Source organism: Thalassotalea sp. PP2-459 (assembly GCF_001913705.1).
GTDB lineage: Bacteria > Pseudomonadota > Gammaproteobacteria > Enterobacterales > Alteromonadaceae > Thalassotalea_C > Thalassotalea_C hakodatensis.
The window spans coordinates 24,942-45,926 of the sequence record NZ_MKQD01000028.1; the positions used below are offsets into that span (position 1 = coordinate 24,942).

Below are 20,985 nucleotides of genomic sequence, written 5' to 3' on the forward strand. Positions count from 1 at the left end.
TTATAAGTCATCGCAGAAATCAGAAATATTGACGGGTGCACTATTGTTCAATTTTCGGTACAATACTGCCCCCTTTTCAACTGATATAGGTAAAAAATGTCATCACAGTATTTGGTACTAACTGTTATGGGGCCTGATCGAACAGGTAGTGTTAGTAATTTAACAAAACTTGCGAGTGAATGTAGCTGTAATATTGTTGACAGTAAAATGGCAATTTTTGGCCTTGAATTTACCATGATCATGTTACTAAAAGGTAGTGCAAAAGCCATTAACCAACTTGAAAGCAAGTTGCCTGCTGTTGCCATCAAGCGTGATTTGATCACCATGATGAAACGCACCTCTGACTATAAACGGCAAGACTATACAGAACATTATCAAGTTGACTATGCTGGTATTGATCAGCCAGGTCTTTTAAAAGCTGTTACCGCCTTTTTTGCGACCCGAAGTATCGATATTTCTTCATTAAAATCAGAGATCGACCCTGAAACAAATCATATGAGTGCCATGGTGCACATCGCGCTTAATGAAAAAATGCCGATTGAAGAATTAGAGAAAGACTTTTTTGCATTATGTGAACAAATTGACGTTCAAGGCCGTATTAGAAAAGTCACACAACACTCTTTATAAATAGGAACATAATTATGAAAACATTAACCGTTGGTGAAACTGCTCCGCTGTTTTCTTTATTGAATGAAAATGAAGAAAGCATCAACTTAGCCGATTATATTGGTAAAAAGCAGGTGTTAGTATATTTTTATCCTAAAGCCATGACACCTGGTTGTACTGTACAAGCACAAAACTTAAGAGACAGTAAAGCAGCTCTTGAAGAACACAACACGGTTGTTTTTGGTATTAGCCCTGATGCCCCTAAAAAACTAAACAAGTTCTGCCAACGTGATGAATTAAATTTCACCTTACTTTCAGATGAAGATCATCAAGTTGCTGAAGAATTTGGTGTATGGGGATTAAAAAAATTCATGGGCCGTGAATATGATGGTATTCATCGTATTAGTTTTCTTATCGGACTAGATGGCAAAATTAAACATGTTTTTGATAAATTCAAAACCAAAAACCACCATGAAGTCGTTTTAGACGTTCTTGCAAGCTAACTTGACAGCTTACTAAAGTCTTTCAAATGAGGGCAGATATCTACTGCCCTTTTTAATGTGCTTCACACCTTATTGAGGCGTAGCAAACTCAGCACTTGGCCATGCATTTAGCACTGCTTTTACCAATGTTGCTAACGGAATAGCGAAAAACACTCCCCAAAATCCCCACATACCACCAAAAATGATCACGGCAATAATAATGGTAACAGGGTGCAAATTTACCGCTTCTGAAAACAATAACGGTACTAATAAATTACCATCTAATGCCTGTATGATGGCATAAGCAATCATGACATAGCCAAAGTCCGTCGTAACACCCCATTGAAAAAGTGCAACGACCATCACCGGAAAAGTCACTAACGTTGCGCCAACGTATGGCACTAATACTGACAGCCCCACTAACACACCCAACAATAATGAATAATTTAACCCTAAAATGGTGAATGTGATCGTTGATACTGCGCCAATAATGATTATTTCAATCACTTTACCGCGAATATAATTCATAATTTGTAGGTTCATTTCATCACCCACCTGAGATGCCATACGACGTTCCTTGGGGAAAAACGACATAAAACTAGCAAATAATTCTTGTTTATCTTTAAGAAAGAAAAACACCATAATGGGTACAAGTATTAGGTAAATCATTAAGGCAACAACATCTGAAATAGAGTTCAATGATGCTTGTAAAATCAACTGTCCCCAATCTATAAACTTTTCTTTCGTAAGCGTTAATACTGATTCAATTTGATCCGCTTTAATAAACTCAGGATACCTTTCAGGTAAAGTTAATAAATATTCTTGACCATGCGCCAACATCGCTGGTACTTCTTGTAATAAATTACTACTTTGTCGCCAAATAATCGGCATTAAGCCCAGCATGGTGACAAGCGTTATCCCGACAAACAAGCAAACAACAATCACGGAAGACCATTTGCGCGAAAGTCCTAAATGCGATAAGCGATTAACCGGTAAGTCCAAGAGAAAGGCAATCGCTATTGCAACTAAAATCGGCATTAATAAACCTGATAGAAAGTAAACAGCGATAAACGCAATCAATAAAATAACCACAAGTGTGACTGCTTGAGGATCAGAGAATTTTTTTTTGTACCATTGAGAGAAGAAAGAAAACATATACTCACTTACCTGTTGTTATACGAAGCTCCGTCACCTTAATGTTAAGCTGTGACTGCTGAAAATGATAACCTTTTTGTTGAAGAAACTTTGGAATATCCGATAAAGAACTAGGATCAGATATTTGAATAACACAAACATCGTGTTTTGTTAATTTTTTTAACAAAACACGCATCTTCACTAAAGGCAATGGACACTTGTCATTTGTGCCATCGTATTGATAAATCGTCAACGTTTAAACACCAAATCACACTTTCGTTTGATTATCTTATTTGCGACAATTGATTACAATAACATATATAATATATATTTAATTAACGATATGGTTTTGATGAATGAATAATGCGCCCTTTCCCTTCGACTTGAAAACAATCAATGCGAAGAAAAAGCAACTTGCTTGGGGAGATGTGCCGCCAATTTATCAGCTAACCAGTAATGCCTTAAGCGAATTAGAAAGTATACTAACACACGGGTTTGAAAGTGCTTACCGTCAAATATTGGATAGAAACAGCTGGAATTTGTCATTATTAAAAGCTTCTCAAAATGAAAAAGGCGACATTGTTGTCAAACATAAGCCTAAAATTGCATTGCAACATGTTTACACAAAACACGATTACGAATTGCATTGTTTTCCAGTGATGAATGGTGAAAAATTAGCGGTTAGTTTGCATAAACATCCTAGGTGCCCTTTTATTCATTGGGTACCTGAAACTATGCAAATGCTATTTCGTATTAATGCTATTGTGTCTTTTATCATTTTTTCATATAAAAAAGGTGATGAAGCTGACTTAGCGTTAATTCGTTTTGCTCATAACAAAACAATGGAGTTAATTGATATTTTAACGGAATCATTTGAGGTCGTTGACGTCATAGGTTATAACATTGCTCAATTTTGCCAAGAAATTGGGCACCGAAGCCAAGTAGAAAAATGAGCGCTAATTTGAATAAAATCATCTCTTCAATGAAATCATCTCGCAGTATTCATCGTTTCTGTATAAAACCGATTTTACATTCTGCCTTAATTTCTTATGCACTTTTTAGCGCGCATTTACACGCACAAGAAAATAATCGAAATGCGTTACCAGATATAGGCGCAGCAGGGATCAGTGTTCTATCTATCGAAAAAGAACGGCAGGTTGGCGATGCAATGATGCGTCAGTTGCGAGCTACGCAACCTATTGTTCATGATCCTATTCTGAATGAATACATCAACGACCTTGGTAATCGTATGGTGCGAAATGCCAACGACGTAAATTATAGCTTCAAGTTCTTTTTTCTAAACAATCATGAATTAAACGCCTTCGCCTTTTTTGGTGGTCATATCGGTATTCATACCGGTTTATTAGCCGCCGCAGATACAGAAAGTGAACTTGCATCTGTTGTGGCGCATGAAATATCTCACGTAACCCAGCGCCATTTAGCACGTAGAATTGAAACACAGCAACAAAACCGAACATTATCAACAGCAGGATTAATTTCAGGAGTGTTATTAACGCTCATTAATCCAACCGTAGGTATGGCTGCATTAAGTACCAGTATGGCGGCTTCACAACAAGCAGCAATTAACTATACTCGAGGTAACGAAAAAGAAGCGGATCGCGTAGGTATTAGATTGCTAGTAGATAGTGGCTTTGATCCAATGGGTGCACCTAATTTTTTTGGTAAAATGGCTGAAACATATCGTTATACGAGCAAGCCGCCTGCAATGTTACTCACTCATCCTTTACCTGAATCTCGTATTTCTGATGCACGCGTGAGAGCACAAAACTATAATACCCGTAACGTCAGACCTAGTTTAGCTTTCCACCTAGCAAAAGCACGAATAGAAGCGCGCTATCAAGGTGAAGCGAAGAATAATATTTTGACATTCAAAAAACGAATAAATAAAAAACAATATGCCTTCAAAGCCGCAGCTGAATATGCTCTCGCTGTCGCTTATTTTGAAAATAAAGAGTATGAGCAATCACAACAAATATTGTTAGATTTACTCGCTGCTGATGAACATAATTTGTTTTATATTGATGTATTAACGGATATTTATATCAACACCAAAAATTTTGACGCTGCACTTGAAATGTTAAGCAAATTAAACAAGCTCATGCCAAATAACCAAGTTGTTGCACTTAATTATAGTAATGCGCTTATTGAAGCTGAAAAATACGCAGAAGCTGAAACACTTTTAGAAGACTATTTAATTTTACAACCTGACAGTTACATTGCCTACGATTTGTTAGTCACGGTTTACCGAAAACAAAAGAAAATGGCAATGATGCATGCAGCAAAAGCTGAAATCATTGCTTTATTAGGCGGCTTTTCACGTGCAGTTGATGAACTGCAAACAGGCTATAATTTCGCTGATGAGTCACCATTGATTAGAAAGCGCATTAAAGCCAGAATTTTACAATTTCAATCTCAAGAAGAAAAACTTAAACGCTTAAGCAAATAGGACAAATATGTTAACCATTTATCACAACCCAAGATGCTCAAAAAGCCGTCAAACATTGCAATTATTGGAAGAAAACAATGCTGAAATCAACGTTATTGAGTATTTAAAAACACCACTTAATGAGTCAGAGATTCAAGGTTTAATGACAAAATTAGGTGTTTCAGCCATTGGAATGATGCGAACAAAAGAAACTGAATTTAAAGAACAACATTTGAAAGATGCCGATGAACAAACATTAATAGCTGCCATGGCAAATACCCCTAAATTAATAGAACGCCCTATTGTCGTTAATCAAAACAAAGCAGTGATTGGTCGTCCTCCTGAAAATGTTTTAGCCATTTTATAAGTCACCATAGATGAAGCAGTACTTTTCAACCCAACAACATAAAAAAATAGCCCTAACAGGCTATTTTTCGTTATTAATTTATATACCACTCTGGTTATTATGGTTAAATCCTTCAGATGAACTTTCACCAACACTTAGCTTATTATTTTTTTGGCTCCCATTATTGTTTCCGCTTCGAGGATTACTGAAAGGAAACCCCTACACCTTTGCTTGGTCAAACTTTATTGTCATGTGGTACTTTCTACATGGCCTGACGACTCTTTGGGTATCAACCAGCGACTTTTGGTGGGCTATTATTGAACTAACCTTTGCCACTATGATGTTTATCTCTGGCACCTACTTTGCGAAATATCGCGGGCAAGAACTCGGTCTTAGTATTCGTAAGAAAAAAGATACAGATCAGGCTGATTAAATGAAACATTAGCAATTAACAGTATATTAACAAGTGTGTTAGTATTTTCCGGCTAAATTTAACAAACATATGAAGTATTAAACGATGAAAAAAACTCTTATTACAATATCGTTAGGGCTCGCCCTTTCCGCATGTGGCGGCGGTGGTTCCTCATCAACAAAAGCACCAACAACACCTATCACACCACCGGTAAATAGTACATCGGCAGAGGTTGTACAAGCAGAACAAACAGTAGCACTAGGTCAATCCACTGAATTAGTACTGTTAGCACCTGGTAGCACGATCAGTGATATTCAATGGCAGCAAACGGCAGGTGATACCCTTGAAGTTTATGCTACCACCAGTAAGGTTATTGGCTTTACACCAACGGTTGCGGGTGATTATAGCTTTGAAATCACCTTTAACGAAAATGGTCAACAACAGTCATTAACTAAAGAGTTTACCGTAACAAGTGATGTAGCTGCATTAACTGCTCGACTTGGTCATGCGGTAGTTGAAGGTAATAGCGTTTCATTAATCTCATACGCACCTCAATTAATTGATTTAACTGAGCAAGAGCAAGCAAGTTTATCGTGGACCAAAACTCAGGGTCCAGATGTAGAATTTACTGCTGAAAGCACTGATGGCAAAGTTGCCGTTTTTTTTGATGCTCCTAACGTAAGCGAAGACACCCTGTTAACTTTCACCGTATCGGGTACGCTTAACGGTGAATCAGTTTCTGATGATATATCAATATTAGTTGAAAGCAGTACTACTGTCCTTGGGGAAAGAAATTACGTTCCATTTGATGAACGTATCGCTGATGTATTCTTATACAACGAAAATTCACCTGCGGGTCAAAAGCTCATTGATTGTGTGTATTCAAACAAAGCGACTTACAGCAACTCATGTAACTTTAACCAAACGCCATTAATAGCGCATATTTCTGAAACACCAACTGTTGACGAAATTATGGATCGTGTGGTGGTTTCACACCAATGGATGGGCGATCAATTTAAAAAGTTCCTTGAACAGTATGATGAACACGATGACTTTAAAAACTTGTTAAGAGCCACCACCGCAGTTGTGCTTTCTTATGATATTCGCCCGTCATTTTACCATCCATATACTGGCGCCATTTATCTTGACCCAAGTGATTTATGGGAAACACCCACACAACGTGACACGATAAACCAAGCCCCTGATTTTCGCGCGGGCTTTGGTAGCGAATTGCAGTTTGAAATTCCATGGCGCTATGTAAAAGATAACGAATATGCTAGTTATTACTACCCTCTTCGCTTTAGAAGTACTCGCTCAATGAAAAATGCTGAGTACGATTTTGCTTCATTGCTCTACCATGAACTTGCTCATGCCAATGATTACTTCCCATCTACGAGTTGGGATGAATTAAACGAAAGCAATACTACTTTCTTAACGTTAGTAAACCGACTTTTTACTGATCAAGAAATTCAATCTGACGATTTACAACGAGCATTACCGTTAGACCAGGGTTGGGCGACAGGTGGGCAAAATGAAATGACGAAACTTGGTCAAGTCCGCTTCCAAGATCCAACATTAATTACTGAGCAACAAAAAGCCTACACCATGGAAGATGTTGCCAACCTGTTTAAAACAGAAGGTGCACCGCAATTTTACAGCTATAGTTCAACACGTGAAGATTATGCCATTTTATTCGATGGTTTTATGATGAAAGTACGCTACGGTGTAGATCGTGATGTTGCTGTAAGCGACCAAGACTATGATGATATTGTATGGGGCCAACGTGGCCGTGAAGGCGAAACACAAATAAAGCCGCGCGTGCAATTTGTTACTGAGCGTATTATTCCTGAATTTGCAACAGAAGCAGCAGATTTTCTTGCAAATATGCCAGCAGCAACACCGTTAGATCCATCTAAAAGCTGGTCAGAAAATATCAATATTTCAGAAGGTGCTACCATTAACGCACACTCTTTAGCGGGGCAATTAGCCACTAAAGCTAAACAAATTGATACTAGGTTGATCCCAAAAGATGGAGAAAAGCGCCACGGTAAAGGCCGTAAATTCGTTTACTAAGCTTAACGGTTAAGTAACACTTCTTTAATAAAGGGAATAGTGATACGTCGCTGTTCCCTTATTGACGCTTTATCAAGGGTATCTAATGCGGCCAATAAGCTGGTCATATCACGGTTTATTCTTGCCAATAAGAATCGCCCTACTTCTTCACTAATATATAAACCACGTTGCTGCCCTCGACATTGTAAGGCTTCAAGCTTTTCATCGTCATTCAAAGGTTTTATTTGTAACACATGGCCCCAACTCAACCGAGAAATTAAATCAGGTAAAGTCAAGCCTAATTCATTTACCCCTTTATCACCTGAAATTATAATACGTTTATCGTATTCTATAACCCGGTTATACAAATCAAAAACCGCTTGCTGCCATTGTATATCTTGATTAATGCATTGAATATCATCCAAGCAAATCACATCAATGTTTTCTAAACCCTGTAGCATTTCAGGTGATAACTGTTCTTTCTCAGTAAAAGAAAGACAAACCGACGATAAGTTCACACTTTGCGCAAAAGCACAGCAAGCATGCAATAAATGCGATTTTCCAACATCATTAAGGCCAAACAAATAAGTACTATGGATACTTGAATCAATTAACTGTTCTTGTGCAATAAAGCTTGAAAGTAATCTCGTTGCAGGCTCATTAATCGATGATCGATAACTCTCAAACGTTTCGTCGTCAGGTAATTGTACCGATAACGAAAGTTGTGGCGTTGGGCTCAAAGCGACTCCCAATAAAACAAAGGGGTACCTTGCAATGAAGTAGGATCTAACGGATCAGCATATCGTTTCAGCGACTTATTTAACTTAAGTGCGGCCAAAAAGGCTTGCTCTGACCCTAATAATGATAAACTGAAGCGTCGCTCATTACCCTGTGCTTTAACTAGCTTCACCGCTTTAACAGCAGAAAGTTGCGATAAAAACTGAGTAACCTCAACATACTTAGCCAAGCTATCAACATTAGCGACATCTATCACATAATCTAAATTCATATCTGTAGTGACGGCGTAACGTTTTGCCACCATATCACTAATCTGACTTAACGTTTCAGCTAAAAGTGTTTGTTTGTTTTGACCATAAACACGCTCACCAAAATGCGGAAGTTGATCAGTATTCAACATTGATAAAAAGCTCCAATCTAGCGCCACAGTTGGTTGACAATCATCGCTACAATTGTTGCCAAGTGATAGTTGTTCTTCTGACAACAAACTGTTATCAGATAAACGAACCACCACAATTGCCTCGGGTTGATAACGCATTGAAGCGCGCACAATTGGTCGAGTAAATCGCCCCCAAAGTTCATATGTTGTAATTTGGTTACTATCAAGTAAGTCCATTATGGGCAAGGTAAAAGGCAAACCTCTATTATCTTCAACCGCCTTTACAACATCATTAATCGGGTTATCAATGTCGGCACTAATGATATTTCGGGTTAACTGTTGTTCTTCAATTACCCATAACACAATTTGCGGTCGTAAACTCCCCCATATAGGCAAGTTAGCCCCAACAAATAATTGATTAATTTTACTTTCATCGAAGGTAACAACCAACAAACTTTTATCGTTTTTACGCTCATAACGAAAATTATTCACAAAAGATTGATAACGAGCTCGTTGCTGTTTAATTGTTGGGTTTTGTAAGATATCCGTTTGACCACTAATTTTAACCAATACGATATCTAATGCCTTTTTAAATGCAGCATTCCTTGCTTGTACGCTTTGATTCGATACTTCAACACGGGCTAAATACAGATCTTTTACTTCTACAGCATTAACGTGCTTAACGATTATTGCATTGAACAACATCACTAAAAAAAACGGTACACAGCGCATAGTAAAGCCAACAAAAATTTGTTTCATAACCATTATGTTACCACAAGAAATTGTCGCTAAAAATCGATAAATATCGCAAAGAAAAAAATAATTCATTGAAAAGATTCTCAGGGCGCTTTTGCACTGGTAGAATATGCGCTCTTTATCTCTGCTCGATGCAGCAGGCAATATCAAACGGTTATAAATGAGGTTTCTCCCGTGAGTGAAGAAAAACAGTCACTAAGTTATAAAGATGCTGGTGTGGATATCGATGCAGGTAATGCGCTAGTTGAAAATATTAAAGGTGCGGTAAAACGTACCACTCGTCCAGAAGTGATGGGTGGCTTAGGTGGCTTTGGCTCTGTTTGCCAACTTCCTAGCGGTTACAAAGAGCCTGTGCTTGTAGCAGGTACAGACGGCGTAGGCACTAAACTTCGTTTAGCGATAGACCTAAACAAGCATGACACCGTGGGTATTGATTTAGTGGCAATGTGTGTAAACGATTTAATCGTACAAGGCGCGGAGCCATTATTCTTCTTAGATTACTATGCAACAGCCAAACTAGATGTTGACGTTGCATCATCTGTGGTTAGTGGTATTGCAGAAGGATGTGTTCAATCCAACTGTGCACTAGTTGGCGGTGAAACAGCCGAGATGCCAGGAATGTACCATAAGGGCGATTACGACATTGCCGGTTTCTGTGTTGGTGTTGCTGAAAAATCACGCTTACTTGATGGCAGTAAAGTTGCTGCTGGTGATCAACTCATTGCTTTAGGCTCCACTGGCGCGCACTCCAATGGTTACTCACTCATTCGTAAAGTATTAGAAGTGAATAACACCGATACCAATGAACTATTAGATGGTAAATCAATCGCTGAACGTTTATTAGCACCAACCAAAATTTATGTGAAATCAGTACTAGAACTTCTAAAAACAGTTGACGTACATGCCTTATCACACATTACTGGCGGTGGCTTTTGGGAGAATATCCCTCGGGTATTACCAGATAACGCACAAGCAATAATTAATGGTAATAGCTGGGAATGGCCAGTCATCTTTAACTGGTTACAAGAAAACGGTAATATCACACAACATGAAATGTATCGCACGTTTAACTGTGGTGTAGGCATGATCATCGTAGTGCCAGCAGATCAAGTTGATAACAGTTTAGCGATATTACAAGAACAAGGCGAAAATGCTTGGCATATTGGTGAAATAGCGACACTAAGCCAAGGTGATGAGCAAGTTGTGATCAATCAGGACTAATGCATCAATGACCTCTCGAATTCTTGTACTCATTTCGGGTAGTGGTTCTAACTTGCAGGCAATTATTGATGCCTGCAAGTCACCAGAATATCCAGGACAAGTTGTTGGTGTTATCTCTAATGTTGCCGATGCGTACGGCATTACCAGAGCCGCCAATGAAAATATCGATCATAGTATATTATCTCACCGTGATTTTTCTTCGCGAGAAGAATATGACAGTGCATTAATTAAGCTTATTGACAGTTACCAAGCAGATGTGATTGTATTAGCTGGTTTTATGCGAATTCTTACAGAAACATTTGTTAATACTTTCGCAGGAAAATTATTGAACATCCACCCTTCTTTATTGCCTAAGTATCAAGGATTAAATACGCACCAAAAAGCAATAGAGGCTGGTGACACAACGCACGGCGTTAGTGTACATTTTGTCACAGAAGAATTAGACGGTGGCCCCGTAATTTTACAGGCAAAAGTGCCTGTATTTGAAACAGATACTGTGCAAGTGTTAGCAAGCAGAGTGCACGAGCAAGAGCATCGTATATACCCTTTAGTAATAAAGTGGTTCTGCTCAGGAAGGTTAAAAATGCAAGGAGATGCAGTAATATTAGACGGTGAAGTATTACCTGCTAGTGGATACGCTAGCGAATAATAATTAAAATATAGAGGTAAGTATGATTAAAACGCTATGCTTAGCAACAACCATGTTATTTTCTTTATCAACATTCGGTGAGCAAGTTGTTAACGAGACTAAAAACAATGAAAGTATAGCTATATCCCCCTTTACTGCAGAATACAGTATTCTTCACAAATCATCTCCAGTGGGAAAAGGCAGTCGTTCATTAAAAGCGCTCGACAATGGTTTATTTGAATATAGTTATCAAACAAAGATTGAATGGTTAATCTTTTCTGATGAACGTGAAGAACGCTCGATATTAACAGTAAATAAACATCATGTTACTCCGCTTGAATATCATTATGAGCGTTCAGGTACTGGCAGAGATAAGTCATATTTCTGGACGTTCGATATTGCCGAGAATAAAGCAACCGATGAAAAAAATAATCAACTACATAACATTACGTTCCCTGAAAATATTCAAGATAAGCTGAGTTATCATTTACAGACGCGTTTACAGCTAAAAGAAAGTCCCGATCAGAAAGTATTTGTATACCCCGTTATTTCCACTTCTGGAAGTATTAAAAATTATGTTTATCAATACGATGGTACTGAAGAGTTAATGCTTCCTTATGGCAATTTACAAACAATAAGGTTAAAGCGTGAGGTCGTTGAGAAAAAGCGCATTACTTATGCTTGGTTCGCGCCTGAACTTGATTACGCATTAGTGAAATTATACCAATCAAAATCAGGAGCTGAGCAATTTGAAGCTCAGCTGACAAACTTCACTAAACAGTAAGACCATTCCTTAGTCAGTATTTTTTATCAAGGTTGGAGTCTGTCCCTTTAAAATAGGCTCCCCTAATTTAAATAACAACCATTCACCTGCTTGCATTTTATGCCAACGTTCATCACCCGTTAATGGTTGTGTTGCGATCACAGTGACAACATCATTTGCTGTGGTAACCTGTTGAAAGTCAACCGTCATTTCTGCATCAATCAAATTTGCTTCGCCAAAGGGTGCTCGACGAGTAATCCAATGTAAGTTATTGGAACAGTATGAAAATAAGCAATCACCGTTAGATAACAATAAATTGAATACGCCCAATCGGTTTATTTTCTCACTCAGTGTTGCAATATAAGCAAATAGCGCTTCATCATCTGGCTCTTCAATACCAAAGTGCAAATGAATTTGATCCAGTATCCAACAAAAGGCATGTTCACTGTCTGTAGTACCCACCGGCAGGTGATATTTTACAGGTAATGTTTCTTGAAAGTCTTTCAATTGCCCGTTATGCGCATATGTCCAATGTTTTCCCCACATGTGCCGCGTAAATGGGTGGGTATTTTCTAAACATACAGCGCCAGAATTTGCTTGCCTTATATGACAAATAACCGCTTCACTTTTAATCGGGTATTCTGTCACCAACGTAGCAATTGGAGATTGAGCACTTGGTAACGGATCTTTAAAGCTTCGGCAGCCTTTACCTTCATAAAAGGTAATACCCCAACCATCCTTATGAGGACCTGTATTACCTCCTCGTTGCATTAAACCACTAAAGCTAAAGCAAATATCGGTTGGGACATTCGCACTCATCGCTAGTAACTCACACATAATATTAATAAATCAATAAGATAACTTAATAAAGATTATAACACTGCAAAGCAAAAATTTACCGCTATATTATAAAAGAAAGCATTGAAAATAGTTAAGAAGCGATCTATGCTTACTTAGTGGTCAGACCTCTAAATTATATAAAGGTGTAATGTGGAATTATTAACTTGGTTTATTTGCGCAATCGCCCTAACAGGCTTCATGGCGTACAATCGTGCCTCACTCTCAACCTATACACTGTCGTTTGCAATTTTGATGGCATTAGGGACAGTTTTTCAAGTAGTGTCATTTTTCGGTTGGCTTTTATTTGTCATCATCGCACTACCTTTCAATATTCGTGATTTTCGGAAAACATATATCAGTCAACCACTGCTAACAATGTTTCAGAAAATCATGCCTGAAATGTCGCGAACAGAAAAAGAAGCGATAGATGCAGGTACAACGTGGTTTGAAGCGGATTTATTTCGCGGAAATCCAGATTGGCAAAAGTTGCACAATTACCCTGCCCCTCGCTTAACAGCCGAAGAACAAGCGTTTTTAGACGGCCCTGTTGAAGAGGTATGTAAAATGGTTGACGACTGGGAGACAACTCACGACCGCGCTGATATGTCTCCTGAAGTTTGGCAATATTTAAAAGACAATAAGTTTTTTGCCATGATCATTAAAAAAGAATATGGCGGCCTGGCTTTCAGTGCTTTTGCGCAATCTCGCGTGTTACAAAAACTTTCTGGGGCAAGTACTGTACTTGCCAGCACAGTAGGTGTACCAAATTCTTTAGGTCCCGGCGAATTACTACAGCACTATGGAACAAAAGAACAACAAGATCATTACTTACCAAGATTGGTTAAAGGCGATGAAATTCCGTGTTTTGCTTTAACCAGCCCAGAAGCTGGTTCAGATGCTGGTGCAATCCCTGATTATGGTATCGTTTGTAAGGGTGAATTTAACGGTGAAGAAGTGTTAGGTATGAAACTAACATGGAATAAACGTTATATTACGTTAGCGCCTGTTGCCACCGTGCTAGGCCTGGCATTCAAACTTCAAGATCCTGATGGGCTTCTTGGAGAGACAAAAGATTTAGGCATTACCTGTGCATTAATCCCTACAGATATAGATGGTGTGGATGTTGGCAGACGCCATTTCCCACTAAATGTTCCTTTCCAAAACGGTCCAACTAAAGGTAAAGATGTTTTTGTACCACTTGATTTTATCATTGGTGGTCCCAAAATGGCTGGCCAAGGTTGGAGAATGTTAGTGGAGTGTTTATCTGTTGGTCGTGCAATAACATTGCCGTCGAACAGTGCTGGTGGCATCAAATCTATCGCACTTGCCACAGGAGCGTATAGTCGTATTCGTCGACAATTTAAATTGCCAATCGGCAAAATGGAAGGTGTAGAAGAAGCGCTAGCAAGAATTGGCGGTAATGCTTATTTAATGGATGCCGTAACAACCATGAGTACAGGTGCTATTGATCTTGGTGAAAAACCATCCGTTATTTCGGCAATAGCTAAATATCATTTAACAGAAAAAATGCGCAGTTGTGTGACTGACGCCATGGACATTCATGGCGGGAAAGGCATTTGCATGGGGCCAAATAACTATTTAGCACGTGGCTATCAAGGTGCTCCTGTTGCTATTACTGTAGAAGGCGCCAATATTTTAACGCGCAGCATGATTATTTATGGCCAAGGTGCAATTCGTTGTCACCCTTATGTACTTGCTGAATTAGGCGCTGCGAATAACCCTGATCCAAAAGAAGCACTTGAGCAATTCGATCACGCTTTATTTGGTCATATTGGTTTTGCTATGAGCAACATTGTTCGCACTAAATGGTTAGCATTTACTGGCGCACGTTTTACCAACGCACCTTTTAATGATCATACTCGTCGCTACTATCAATTAATGCAACGCTTCAGCGCCAATTTAGCCATGTTATCTGATATTGCAATGTTAACGCTTGGCGGTGACTTAAAACGTAAAGAACGCATCTCTGCACGATTAGGCGACATTTTAAGTTATCTTTATCTTGCTAGTGCAAGCTTAAAACGCTTCAATGATCAAGGCCGTCAACAGGGTGATATTCCTTTAGTTAATTGGGCAGTAGAAGATAGCTTATATCGTGCACAGCAAGCAATTGATGAACTAATCAGTAACTTTCCAAACAAAGTGGTTGCCGTTGCTTTACGCTTAATGATTTTCCCGTTTGGTACGTGGTTAACTAAACCTTCTGATCTTACTGATCATCAGGTTGCTAGACTTTTACAGACGCCAAGTGAAGCAAGAGATCGATTAGGTGCTGGCCAATACCTTACCGATGATGGCGCCAATAACTTCGGTGCACTAGAAAGTGCCCTAAGCTTATTAATTGCGTGTGAACCTATTTATGACAAAGTTTGTAAAGCACTCAATGAAAAACTACCTTTCTATTACTTAGATAAGGTGGCAGAAAAAGGCTTAGCAGAAAAAGCGATTTCTCAAGAAGAAGCAGACATGTTGGTCAATGCTGAAAAAAGAAGGCTACAAGTGATCAACGTCGACGATTTTGATCATAATGAACTCGTTTCAGGTACCTTTGCTAAAAGTGAATCATGAAATCACTCAACACTTAAATAAGATTGTTGTATAGCATTAGAGCAACAATGGTAAAAAGCCTAATTTAGCAATGCGCTATTTTAGGCTTTTTTTGTCTCTGTAATCTCTGTGTGATCCTAAAAATCAATACCCAAGTCGATAAAAAGCCAGTAGAATAAAGCGAAGTAGTGGTTACTATAAATTTTGTAAGATGTTGTCATTTCTACCTTCTTTTTTCTTAATGCCGATAAGTTTTTCACTTTTTTGTTTAAATTTGGCGTTATGTGGCTCATTTGTTTTTCTTGGTGGGGTCTGTAAATTATTACTGCCTTTTTCCGCTTTTCACCGTGCTTTAGTGCACCCAATGAATTTTTTCTATCGTTTATGGGCACTTAACAATTACCTGCTCATCATTATCTTTAATCGCGTTTCTTGGACAATAAAGGGCGACGCAGCACTGAATAAAAAGGCTTGGTATTTGCTAATTGCCAATCATCAAAGTTGGTTAGACATCTTTATTCTTTCACACTTTGCCCGAACACGGATTCCGGCCCCAAAATATTTTCTAAAAAATTCATTAAAGAAAGTGCCATTCGTTGGCATGGCCTGCTGGGCACTTGATATGCCATTTATGAAAAGGTATAGCAAAAGCTATATTAAAAAACATCCACATCTTATCGGTAAAGACATAGCGACAACTAAACAATCTTGTGAAAAGTTCAAACACCAACCTACGACAATTATAAACTTTGTTGAAGGTACACGCTTTACCAAAGAAAAACATCTAAGACAAAAAAACAACTTTAAGCATTTACTTACCCCTAAACCCAGCGGCATTGCATTTACTGTTCAAGCCATGGGTGAGCAATTTGATAAAGTATTATTGGTCTCATTGATTTACCCTCAAAATCCAGGACATATTATGAAAGATACACTTCAAGGAAAGTTAAAAGAGGTGATTATCGATATTGAACAAATTAATCGCAACGAATTATTACAAGGCGACTATAATAACGATGTAAACTACAAACGTAACTTTCATCGATGGCTAACACAACTTTGGCATCTAAGCGACATAAAAATTAACAAATATTTGACAAGGTAAGCGCTTCCAAGGCTACGGTTTCATTGAACTAAGACACAAAAAACGTTAATTTATTGTTACATGAATTACACTGGATGGTCTAATGTCGCAAACACAGGAACACATCGTTGTTAAACGCCGCTCAAAGGGTGAATTAACACGTCTAAAAATACTTAATTCAGCTATTGAAGTATTGGCAGAAAACGGTATAAAGGGAACGACTCATCGCGCGATTGCAAACCAAGCACAACTTCAACTTTCCCTGACAACGTATTATTTTAAAGACATACAGCAATTAGTGCATGAAGCCTTTTTACTTAGCTCAAACCGCACTATTGAGATAGCAACAAATGCTTGGCAAACAGTCTTTGAGCTATTAGATAGCTACACGAAAACACGATTGAAAAACATGTCTGTTCGACGCGAACTTGCCACAACACTGTCAACCATAGCCTGCAATTATCTCGTTAATAAAATTAAAGAAAACCCGATAGATTTAGCGGTTGAGCAGTTTATGTTTACCGAGGTTCAGGTGTCGCCTGAATTACAACAGTTAGCCGCCACGCATAGAACTGCACTAATGGCCCCTTTTGAGAAGTTATGTACTTACTTCTCGCCAGAAACATCAACAATTGATGCCGATATAATGCTCACGGTTTTCACACAACTAGAATATCGTAACCTTGTTGATCCTTCAGCGGTAAACACTGCGTATATCTATAGTGTTGTAGAGCGATTAATTATGGCAGTTCTACGTGTTAAAAGAAAATAAATCAACACGATTATCTTTGTACAATCGTTCAAAAAAGAAGTAAAGTGTTCTTCTACTATTTTTAGTTTTCGACAGAGGATTTCGTGACTTTTAAACAACTTGTAGCAGATCAAAAGACATATTTTAATACGCTTGTCACTCGTGATATTCAATGGCGTAAAACTCAATTACGTCAAATCAATAAAATGGTTCAAGAAAATGAGCAACGTTTTTTAGATGTCTTATCTGAAGATCTTGGTAAGCCGTCCTTAGAAAGCTGGATGACAGAAGTTTCTTACGTTGCTGGTGACGTTGATCATGTCATTAAACGGTTGAACAAATGGTCAAAGAAGCGAAGAGTATCAACGCCGATTGTTGCACAACCAGGCCGTTCATACATTCAGCCAGAGCCTTTAGGTAGCGTTTTAATTATTGGTGCATGGAACTACCCTGTACAGCTTGTACTAGCTCCACTTGTTGCAGCAATTTCTGCGGGTAATTGTGCGATAATCAAACCTTCAGAGCTTGCACCGGCAACCTCTGCATTACTCGCTTCACTTGTTCCACAATATTTAGACAGTAATGCTATTTCAGTTGTTGAAGGCGCTGTTGACGAAACTACCGCATTACTCGCACTTCCATTTGATCATATTATGTACACAGGTAATGGACAAGTTGCTCGAATAATCATGACTGCCGCAGCCAAAAACCTGACACCCGTTACCTTAGAATTAGGTGGTAAAAGCCCTGTTTTCGTTGATCGAAGTGCTGATATCAACATCAGTGCACAGCGTATTGCATGGGGTAAGTGGCTGAATGCAGGACAAACTTGTATTGCTCCAGATTATGTCATGGTTGAGCATTCTTTATTGCCAGCATTCATTACAGCGCTAAAAAAACAACTTCAAACTATGTTTGGCACAAATCCTAAAGTGAGTAAGTCTTACGGACGCATTGTTAATCAACGACACTGTGAAAGAATTGCGAGTTATCTCACCAGTGGTGACATTGTTCATGGTGGCGATATTGACATTGATGAACGATACATTTCACCAACGATTGTCGTTGATCCCGACTTAGATAGCCCTTTAATGACGGAAGAAATCTTTGGTGCGATATTACCTATTATTACTGTGCAAAATTTCGAGGCAGCAAAAGCAACGGTAGTGACAAGAGACAAACCATTAGCCGCGTATTTATTTACCCGCGATAAAACTCAGGAACAACAATGGTTAAACGAGATCAGTAGCGGCAGTTTATGCGTAAATGATGTGATAATGTTTAACGCCGTGCCAGATCTGCCATTTGGTGGTGTAGGTCCTAGCGGAATGGGACAATACAGTGGTAAGGCGGGGTTTGATAACTTCAGCCACTTAAAGTCGGTATTAAAACGTCCGTTCTTAAAAGATTTACCTGTTCGTTTCGCGCCATTTACTGCTTTAAAGTTTAAGCTGTTAAAGCTTATTAGGCACTTGTAGACTTTCATTCTACCGCTTCATTATTTAATCGGAATAGTTAACCATAACCAGACAGTAAAAAAGCGCCTAAGGCGCTTTTATTTTAATGGTAATATATCAACTCACCATCTTTACAATAACTCTTGATCTAACTGCATTAACGATTTTGGATCTGACATCATCGTTGCCGCAAGTGACTTAGTTCTTGGTAAAATACGCTCAAAGTAGAACTCTGCTGTTTTGATTTTTGCACGGTAAAAGTCTCTGTTATCTACCTCTCCTGCAAGTTTTTCATAAGCAGACTGTGCCATTTGTGCCCAGAAGTATGCCATGACGATGTACCCAGAATACATTAAATAATCTACTGATGCTGAACCAACAAAATCACGATCTTTCTTTGCTTTCAACGAAAGCCTAAGCGTATATTGTTGCCAATTAGCTACCGCTTTAGTTAACGGCCAGATAAATTTATTCATTTGACGTTTATGAGGATTACTTGAAAGCATACTTTTATCTTTACACCAACCCAACACTTCCATTGAAAAACTTTTCAATGATTTACCTCGGCTCAATAAAATTTTACGTCCGAGTAAGTCAAGCGCTTGTATTCCTGTGGTCCCTTCATATAGAGTGGCTATTCTAACATCTCGAACAATTTGCTCCATACCCCACTCTTTTATATAGCCGTGACCACCAAATACTTGTACGCCTAAATTCGCACTTTCTACACCAACTTCTGTTAAGAACGCTTTCAAAATTGGTGTGATAAAACCAAGTCTGTAGTCTGCACGTTTGCGTGCTTTCTCGTCTTTAGCATGCTCTATTTCATCAGCAAGTTTCGCTGCATAATAGATCATCGCACGACCACCTTCAGCAAACGCTTTTTGGGTCATCAGCATTTTCCGTACATCAGGATGTACAATAATGGGGTCTGCTACTTTGTCTGGCGCTTTTTTACCAGAAAGCGAGCGCATTGATAAACGCTCTTTTGCATACATTAAGGCATTTTGATATGAAAGCTCTGTGGCACACACGCCCTGTAATGCGGTACCTATTCGTGCAGTATTCATAAAGGTAAACATACATTCCAAACCTTTATTAGCAGGACCGATCAGCTCTCCTTTAGCACCATCAAAATTAAGTACAGCCGTCGCGCTACCTTTAATACCCATTTTGTCTTCTATAGAGCCACATTCAACAGCATTTCTATCGGTGATTTCACCTGAGTCACTGATGTTCATTTTAGGCACGATGAATAATGAAATACCTTTGGTACCAGCAGGAGCATCAGGTAAACGCGCTAAAACAATATGCACGATGTTTTCAGTCAGATCATGTTCACCTGCAGAAATGAAAATCTTTGTTCCTGTGATTGCATAAGTGCCATCGTCATTAGGGATAGCTTTCGTTTTCACTTGACCTAAGTCAGTACCACATTGCGGCTCGGTTAAGCACATAGTGCCGGTCCAAACTCCTTCTGTTAGCCGTGTAAGGTACGTTTCTTTTTGTTTATCACTACCATGAATATCAATCGTATTCATAGCGCCATGACTAAGACCGGGATACATAGCCCACGACCAATTCGCAGTGCCCATCATTTCTGATTTAATCATACCCATTGAAGGAGGCAAACCTTGCCCGCCGTACTCAGTGCCATGAGATAACGACTGCCAACCACCTGCAACATATTGATCGTATGCTTCTTTAAATCCTTTCGGCGTTTTTACTGCTCCGTTATCAAATCGACAACCTTCTTTATCGCCAGATTGATTTATCGGTAATAGCTCTTGTTCACAAAATTTCGCGCACTCTTCAAAAATCGCATCAACAAGATCCGGAGTCGCTTCTTCAAACTCTGGAAATTTTTCATAATGAGGATAAAAGCTTAAAACGTCTTCAAATAAAAATTTTATGTCTGTAATTGGTGCTTTATATGTCAGCATAAAAGCTCTCCATTCTGGTATGACCTGTTATAATTATCTCAATACTAGATAACTCTACGACATAAATCAACTGGTCTTACCTCTATATTTGCTAACCAGCAACTTTAACCAATTAAAGCATAGCAGTAATTGGGCTAAAATTAACACCAATTCGCATAAAGATTAAGCCAGTTCAGAGCGATGTCAGAGGTGGGAGAATAAGCGAAACGCGTGCAGGTATAGTTGTTCTACATCAAACACGTTTTGCGCAATTATCGCGCCTCTAACACGCTCCCAAAGGGCGATTTTAAACGCTTCATAGCCTGTGTTGTTGATTTTAACAAGGACGCTACAAGGATGTAGCTTATTAGAGAACGCAGGAGCACGTTCTCCTGAATAA

At 38.8% G+C, this 20,985-nt stretch carries 21 protein-coding genes; 14 read left to right on the forward strand and 7 right to left on the reverse strand.

The genetic code is table 11. The features are described from left to right. The first annotated feature begins 96 nt into the window (after nt 1–96). Together BI291_RS05175 and bcp are read left to right on the forward strand one after the other, a co-directional pair. Nucleotides 97–627 (forward strand): glycine cleavage system protein R, encoded by a 531-nt coding sequence (locus BI291_RS05175; protein ID WP_074496690.1) that lies wholly within the window; start codon nt 97–99, stop codon nt 625–627. A 14-nt stretch (nt 628–641) separates the two neighbouring features. Further along, nucleotides 642–1,109, forward strand: a complete 468-nt coding sequence (bcp, locus tag BI291_RS05180; protein ID WP_074496691.1) for a thioredoxin-dependent thiol peroxidase — start codon at nt 642–644, stop codon at nt 1,107–1,109. 69 nt (nt 1,110–1,178) lie between these two features. Here bcp and BI291_RS05185 read toward each other — a convergent pair whose 3' ends face one another. Continuing rightward, nucleotides 1,179–2,243: an AI-2E family transporter gene (locus BI291_RS05185; RefSeq protein WP_074496692.1), complete on the reverse strand. Its 1,065-nt coding sequence runs from the start codon at nt 2,241–2,243 to the stop codon at nt 1,179–1,181. Between the two features lie 4 nt (nt 2,244–2,247). Next, on the reverse strand, nt 2,248–2,475 hold the full coding sequence (locus BI291_RS18725) for a sulfurtransferase TusA family protein (RefSeq protein WP_139302564.1): 228 nt from the start codon (nt 2,473–2,475) through the stop codon (nt 2,248–2,250). A gap of 103 nt (nt 2,476–2,578) precedes the next feature. Between BI291_RS18725 and BI291_RS05195 the strand changes: the two genes are divergently transcribed. The 5 genes from BI291_RS05195 to BI291_RS05215 all read left to right on the forward strand — a co-directional run bounded on the left by BI291_RS05195 (nt 2,579) and on the right by BI291_RS05215 (nt 7,499). Beyond that, nucleotides 2,579–3,175, forward strand: coding sequence for a hypothetical protein (locus BI291_RS05195; protein ID WP_074496694.1), 597 nt, complete (start codon nt 2,579–2,581; stop codon nt 3,173–3,175). After that, nucleotides 3,172–4,689, forward strand: a complete 1,518-nt coding sequence (locus BI291_RS05200) for a M48 family metalloprotease (RefSeq protein ID WP_254849523.1) — start codon at nt 3,172–3,174, stop codon at nt 4,687–4,689. The genes BI291_RS05195 and BI291_RS05200 overlap by 4 nt, the downstream gene beginning before the upstream one ends. A 7-nt stretch (nt 4,690–4,696) precedes the next feature. Further along, nucleotides 4,697–5,035, forward strand: coding sequence for an arsenate reductase (glutaredoxin) (gene arsC, locus BI291_RS05205; RefSeq protein ID WP_074496696.1), 339 nt, complete (start codon nt 4,697–4,699; stop codon nt 5,033–5,035). A gap of 10 nt (nt 5,036–5,045) precedes the next feature. Next, complete coding sequence (locus BI291_RS05210) at nt 5,046–5,447, forward strand: DUF2069 domain-containing protein (RefSeq protein WP_074496698.1); 402 nt, start codon at nt 5,046–5,048, stop codon at nt 5,445–5,447. Nucleotides 5,448–5,531: 84 nt separating this feature from the next. Continuing rightward, nucleotides 5,532–7,499 (forward strand): hypothetical protein, encoded by a 1,968-nt coding sequence (locus BI291_RS05215; protein ID WP_074496701.1) that lies wholly within the window; start codon nt 5,532–5,534, stop codon nt 7,497–7,499. Nucleotides 7,500–7,501: 2 nt separating this feature from the next. Here the strand turns inward: BI291_RS05215 and hda are convergent, their stop codons facing one another. After that, nucleotides 7,502–8,218: a DnaA regulatory inactivator Hda gene (gene hda, locus BI291_RS05220; RefSeq protein WP_083601909.1), complete on the reverse strand. Its 717-nt coding sequence runs from the start codon at nt 8,216–8,218 to the stop codon at nt 7,502–7,504. Further along, nucleotides 8,215–9,360 carry a DUF2066 domain-containing protein gene (locus BI291_RS05225; protein ID WP_074496706.1) on the reverse strand — a complete coding sequence of 382 codons (1,146 nt, stop codon included), beginning with the start codon at nt 9,358–9,360 and terminating at the stop codon, nt 8,215–8,217. The genes hda and BI291_RS05225 overlap by 4 nt, the downstream gene beginning before the upstream one ends. A gap of 165 nt (nt 9,361–9,525) precedes the next feature. Here BI291_RS05225 and purM point away from each other — a divergent pair, with 165 nt between their 5' ends. The 3 genes from purM to BI291_RS05240 are packed head-to-tail and all read left to right on the forward strand — an operon-like array spanning nt 9,526 to nt 11,984. Then, complete coding sequence (gene purM, locus BI291_RS05230; protein ID WP_074496708.1) at nt 9,526–10,572, forward strand: phosphoribosylformylglycinamidine cyclo-ligase; 1,047 nt, start codon at nt 9,526–9,528, stop codon at nt 10,570–10,572. A 7-nt stretch (nt 10,573–10,579) separates the two neighbouring features. Continuing rightward, a complete protein-coding gene (gene purN / locus BI291_RS05235) occupies nt 10,580–11,221 on the forward strand; it encodes a phosphoribosylglycinamide formyltransferase (protein ID WP_074496711.1) in 642 nt (213 codons plus the stop codon). A gap of 22 nt (nt 11,222–11,243) precedes the next feature. After that, nucleotides 11,244–11,984 carry a DUF3108 domain-containing protein gene (locus BI291_RS05240; RefSeq protein ID WP_074496713.1) on the forward strand — a complete coding sequence of 247 codons (741 nt, stop codon included), beginning with the start codon at nt 11,244–11,246 and terminating at the stop codon, nt 11,982–11,984. Nucleotides 11,985–11,993: 9 nt separating this feature from the next. Here the strand turns inward: BI291_RS05240 and BI291_RS05245 are convergent, their stop codons facing one another. Continuing rightward, nucleotides 11,994–12,800, reverse strand: coding sequence for a class II glutamine amidotransferase (locus BI291_RS05245; protein WP_074496715.1), 807 nt, complete (start codon nt 12,798–12,800; stop codon nt 11,994–11,996). A gap of 153 nt (nt 12,801–12,953) precedes the next feature. On the opposite strand from BI291_RS05245, the gene fadE reads away from it, so the two are divergent. The 4 genes from fadE (at nt 12,954) to BI291_RS05265 (ending at nt 18,684) form a co-directional block, all read left to right on the forward strand. Continuing rightward, nucleotides 12,954–15,392, forward strand: coding sequence for an acyl-CoA dehydrogenase FadE (fadE, locus tag BI291_RS05250; protein WP_074496718.1), 2,439 nt, complete (start codon nt 12,954–12,956; stop codon nt 15,390–15,392). 190 nt (nt 15,393–15,582) lie between these two features. After that, entirely contained in the window at nt 15,583–16,476 is an 894-nt protein-coding gene (locus BI291_RS05255) for an acyltransferase (protein WP_074496720.1), read from the forward strand. An 82-nt stretch (nt 16,477–16,558) separates the two neighbouring features. Next, the gene (locus tag BI291_RS05260) at nt 16,559–17,227 is read left to right on the forward strand and encodes a TetR/AcrR family transcriptional regulator (RefSeq protein ID WP_074496722.1); all 669 of its coding nucleotides are present in this window, start codon (nt 16,559–16,561) and stop codon (nt 17,225–17,227) included. A gap of 83 nt (nt 17,228–17,310) precedes the next feature. After that, nucleotides 17,311–18,684: an aldehyde dehydrogenase family protein gene (locus BI291_RS05265; RefSeq protein WP_074496724.1), complete on the forward strand. Its 1,374-nt coding sequence runs from the start codon at nt 17,311–17,313 to the stop codon at nt 18,682–18,684. Between the two features lie 110 nt (nt 18,685–18,794). On the opposite strand, the gene BI291_RS05270 is transcribed toward BI291_RS05265, so the two are convergent. Both BI291_RS05270 and BI291_RS18495 read right to left on the reverse strand, forming a co-directional pair. Further along, nucleotides 18,795–20,606 (reverse strand): acyl-CoA dehydrogenase C-terminal domain-containing protein, encoded by a 1,812-nt coding sequence (locus tag BI291_RS05270; protein ID WP_074496726.1) that lies wholly within the window; start codon nt 20,604–20,606, stop codon nt 18,795–18,797. A 183-nt stretch (nt 20,607–20,789) separates the two neighbouring features. Then, the coding region (locus tag BI291_RS18495) for a hypothetical protein (protein ID WP_074496728.1) at nt 20,790–20,985 on the reverse strand (196 nt) is incomplete at its 5' end.

What these genes read in the sequence shown, in the direction of transcription:
- BI291_RS05175 (WP_074496690.1), top strand. Translation starts at nt 97, where the DNA reads ATGTCATCACAGTATTTGGTACTAACTGTTATGGGGCCTGATCGAACA.
- bcp (WP_074496691.1), top strand. Translation starts at nt 642, where the DNA reads ATGAAAACATTAACCGTTGGTGAAACTGCTCCGCTGTTTTCTTTATTG.
- BI291_RS05185 (WP_074496692.1), bottom strand. Translation starts at nt 2,243, where the DNA reads ATGTTTTCTTTCTTCTCTCAATGGTACAAAAAAAAATTCTCTGATCCT.
- BI291_RS05195 (WP_074496694.1), top strand. Translation starts at nt 2,579, where the DNA reads ATGAATAATGCGCCCTTTCCCTTCGACTTGAAAACAATCAATGCGAAG.
- BI291_RS05200 (WP_254849523.1), top strand. Translation starts at nt 3,172, where the DNA reads ATGAGCGCTAATTTGAATAAAATCATCTCTTCAATGAAATCATCTCGC.
- arsC (WP_074496696.1), top strand. Translation starts at nt 4,697, where the DNA reads ATGTTAACCATTTATCACAACCCAAGATGCTCAAAAAGCCGTCAAACA.
- BI291_RS05210 (WP_074496698.1), top strand. Translation starts at nt 5,046, where the DNA reads ATGAAGCAGTACTTTTCAACCCAACAACATAAAAAAATAGCCCTAACA.
- BI291_RS05215 (WP_074496701.1), top strand. Translation starts at nt 5,532, where the DNA reads ATGAAAAAAACTCTTATTACAATATCGTTAGGGCTCGCCCTTTCCGCA.
- BI291_RS05225 (WP_074496706.1), bottom strand. Translation starts at nt 9,360, where the DNA reads ATGGTTATGAAACAAATTTTTGTTGGCTTTACTATGCGCTGTGTACCG.
- purN (WP_074496711.1), top strand. Translation starts at nt 10,580, where the DNA reads ATGACCTCTCGAATTCTTGTACTCATTTCGGGTAGTGGTTCTAACTTG.
- BI291_RS05240 (WP_074496713.1), top strand. Translation starts at nt 11,244, where the DNA reads ATGATTAAAACGCTATGCTTAGCAACAACCATGTTATTTTCTTTATCA.
- BI291_RS05245 (WP_074496715.1), bottom strand. Translation starts at nt 12,800, where the DNA reads ATGTGTGAGTTACTAGCGATGAGTGCGAATGTCCCAACCGATATTTGC.
- BI291_RS05255 (WP_074496720.1), top strand. Translation starts at nt 15,583, where the DNA reads ATGTTGTCATTTCTACCTTCTTTTTTCTTAATGCCGATAAGTTTTTCA.
- BI291_RS05260 (WP_074496722.1), top strand. Translation starts at nt 16,559, where the DNA reads ATGTCGCAAACACAGGAACACATCGTTGTTAAACGCCGCTCAAAGGGT.
- BI291_RS05270 (WP_074496726.1), bottom strand. Translation starts at nt 20,606, where the DNA reads ATGCTGACATATAAAGCACCAATTACAGACATAAAATTTTTATTTGAA.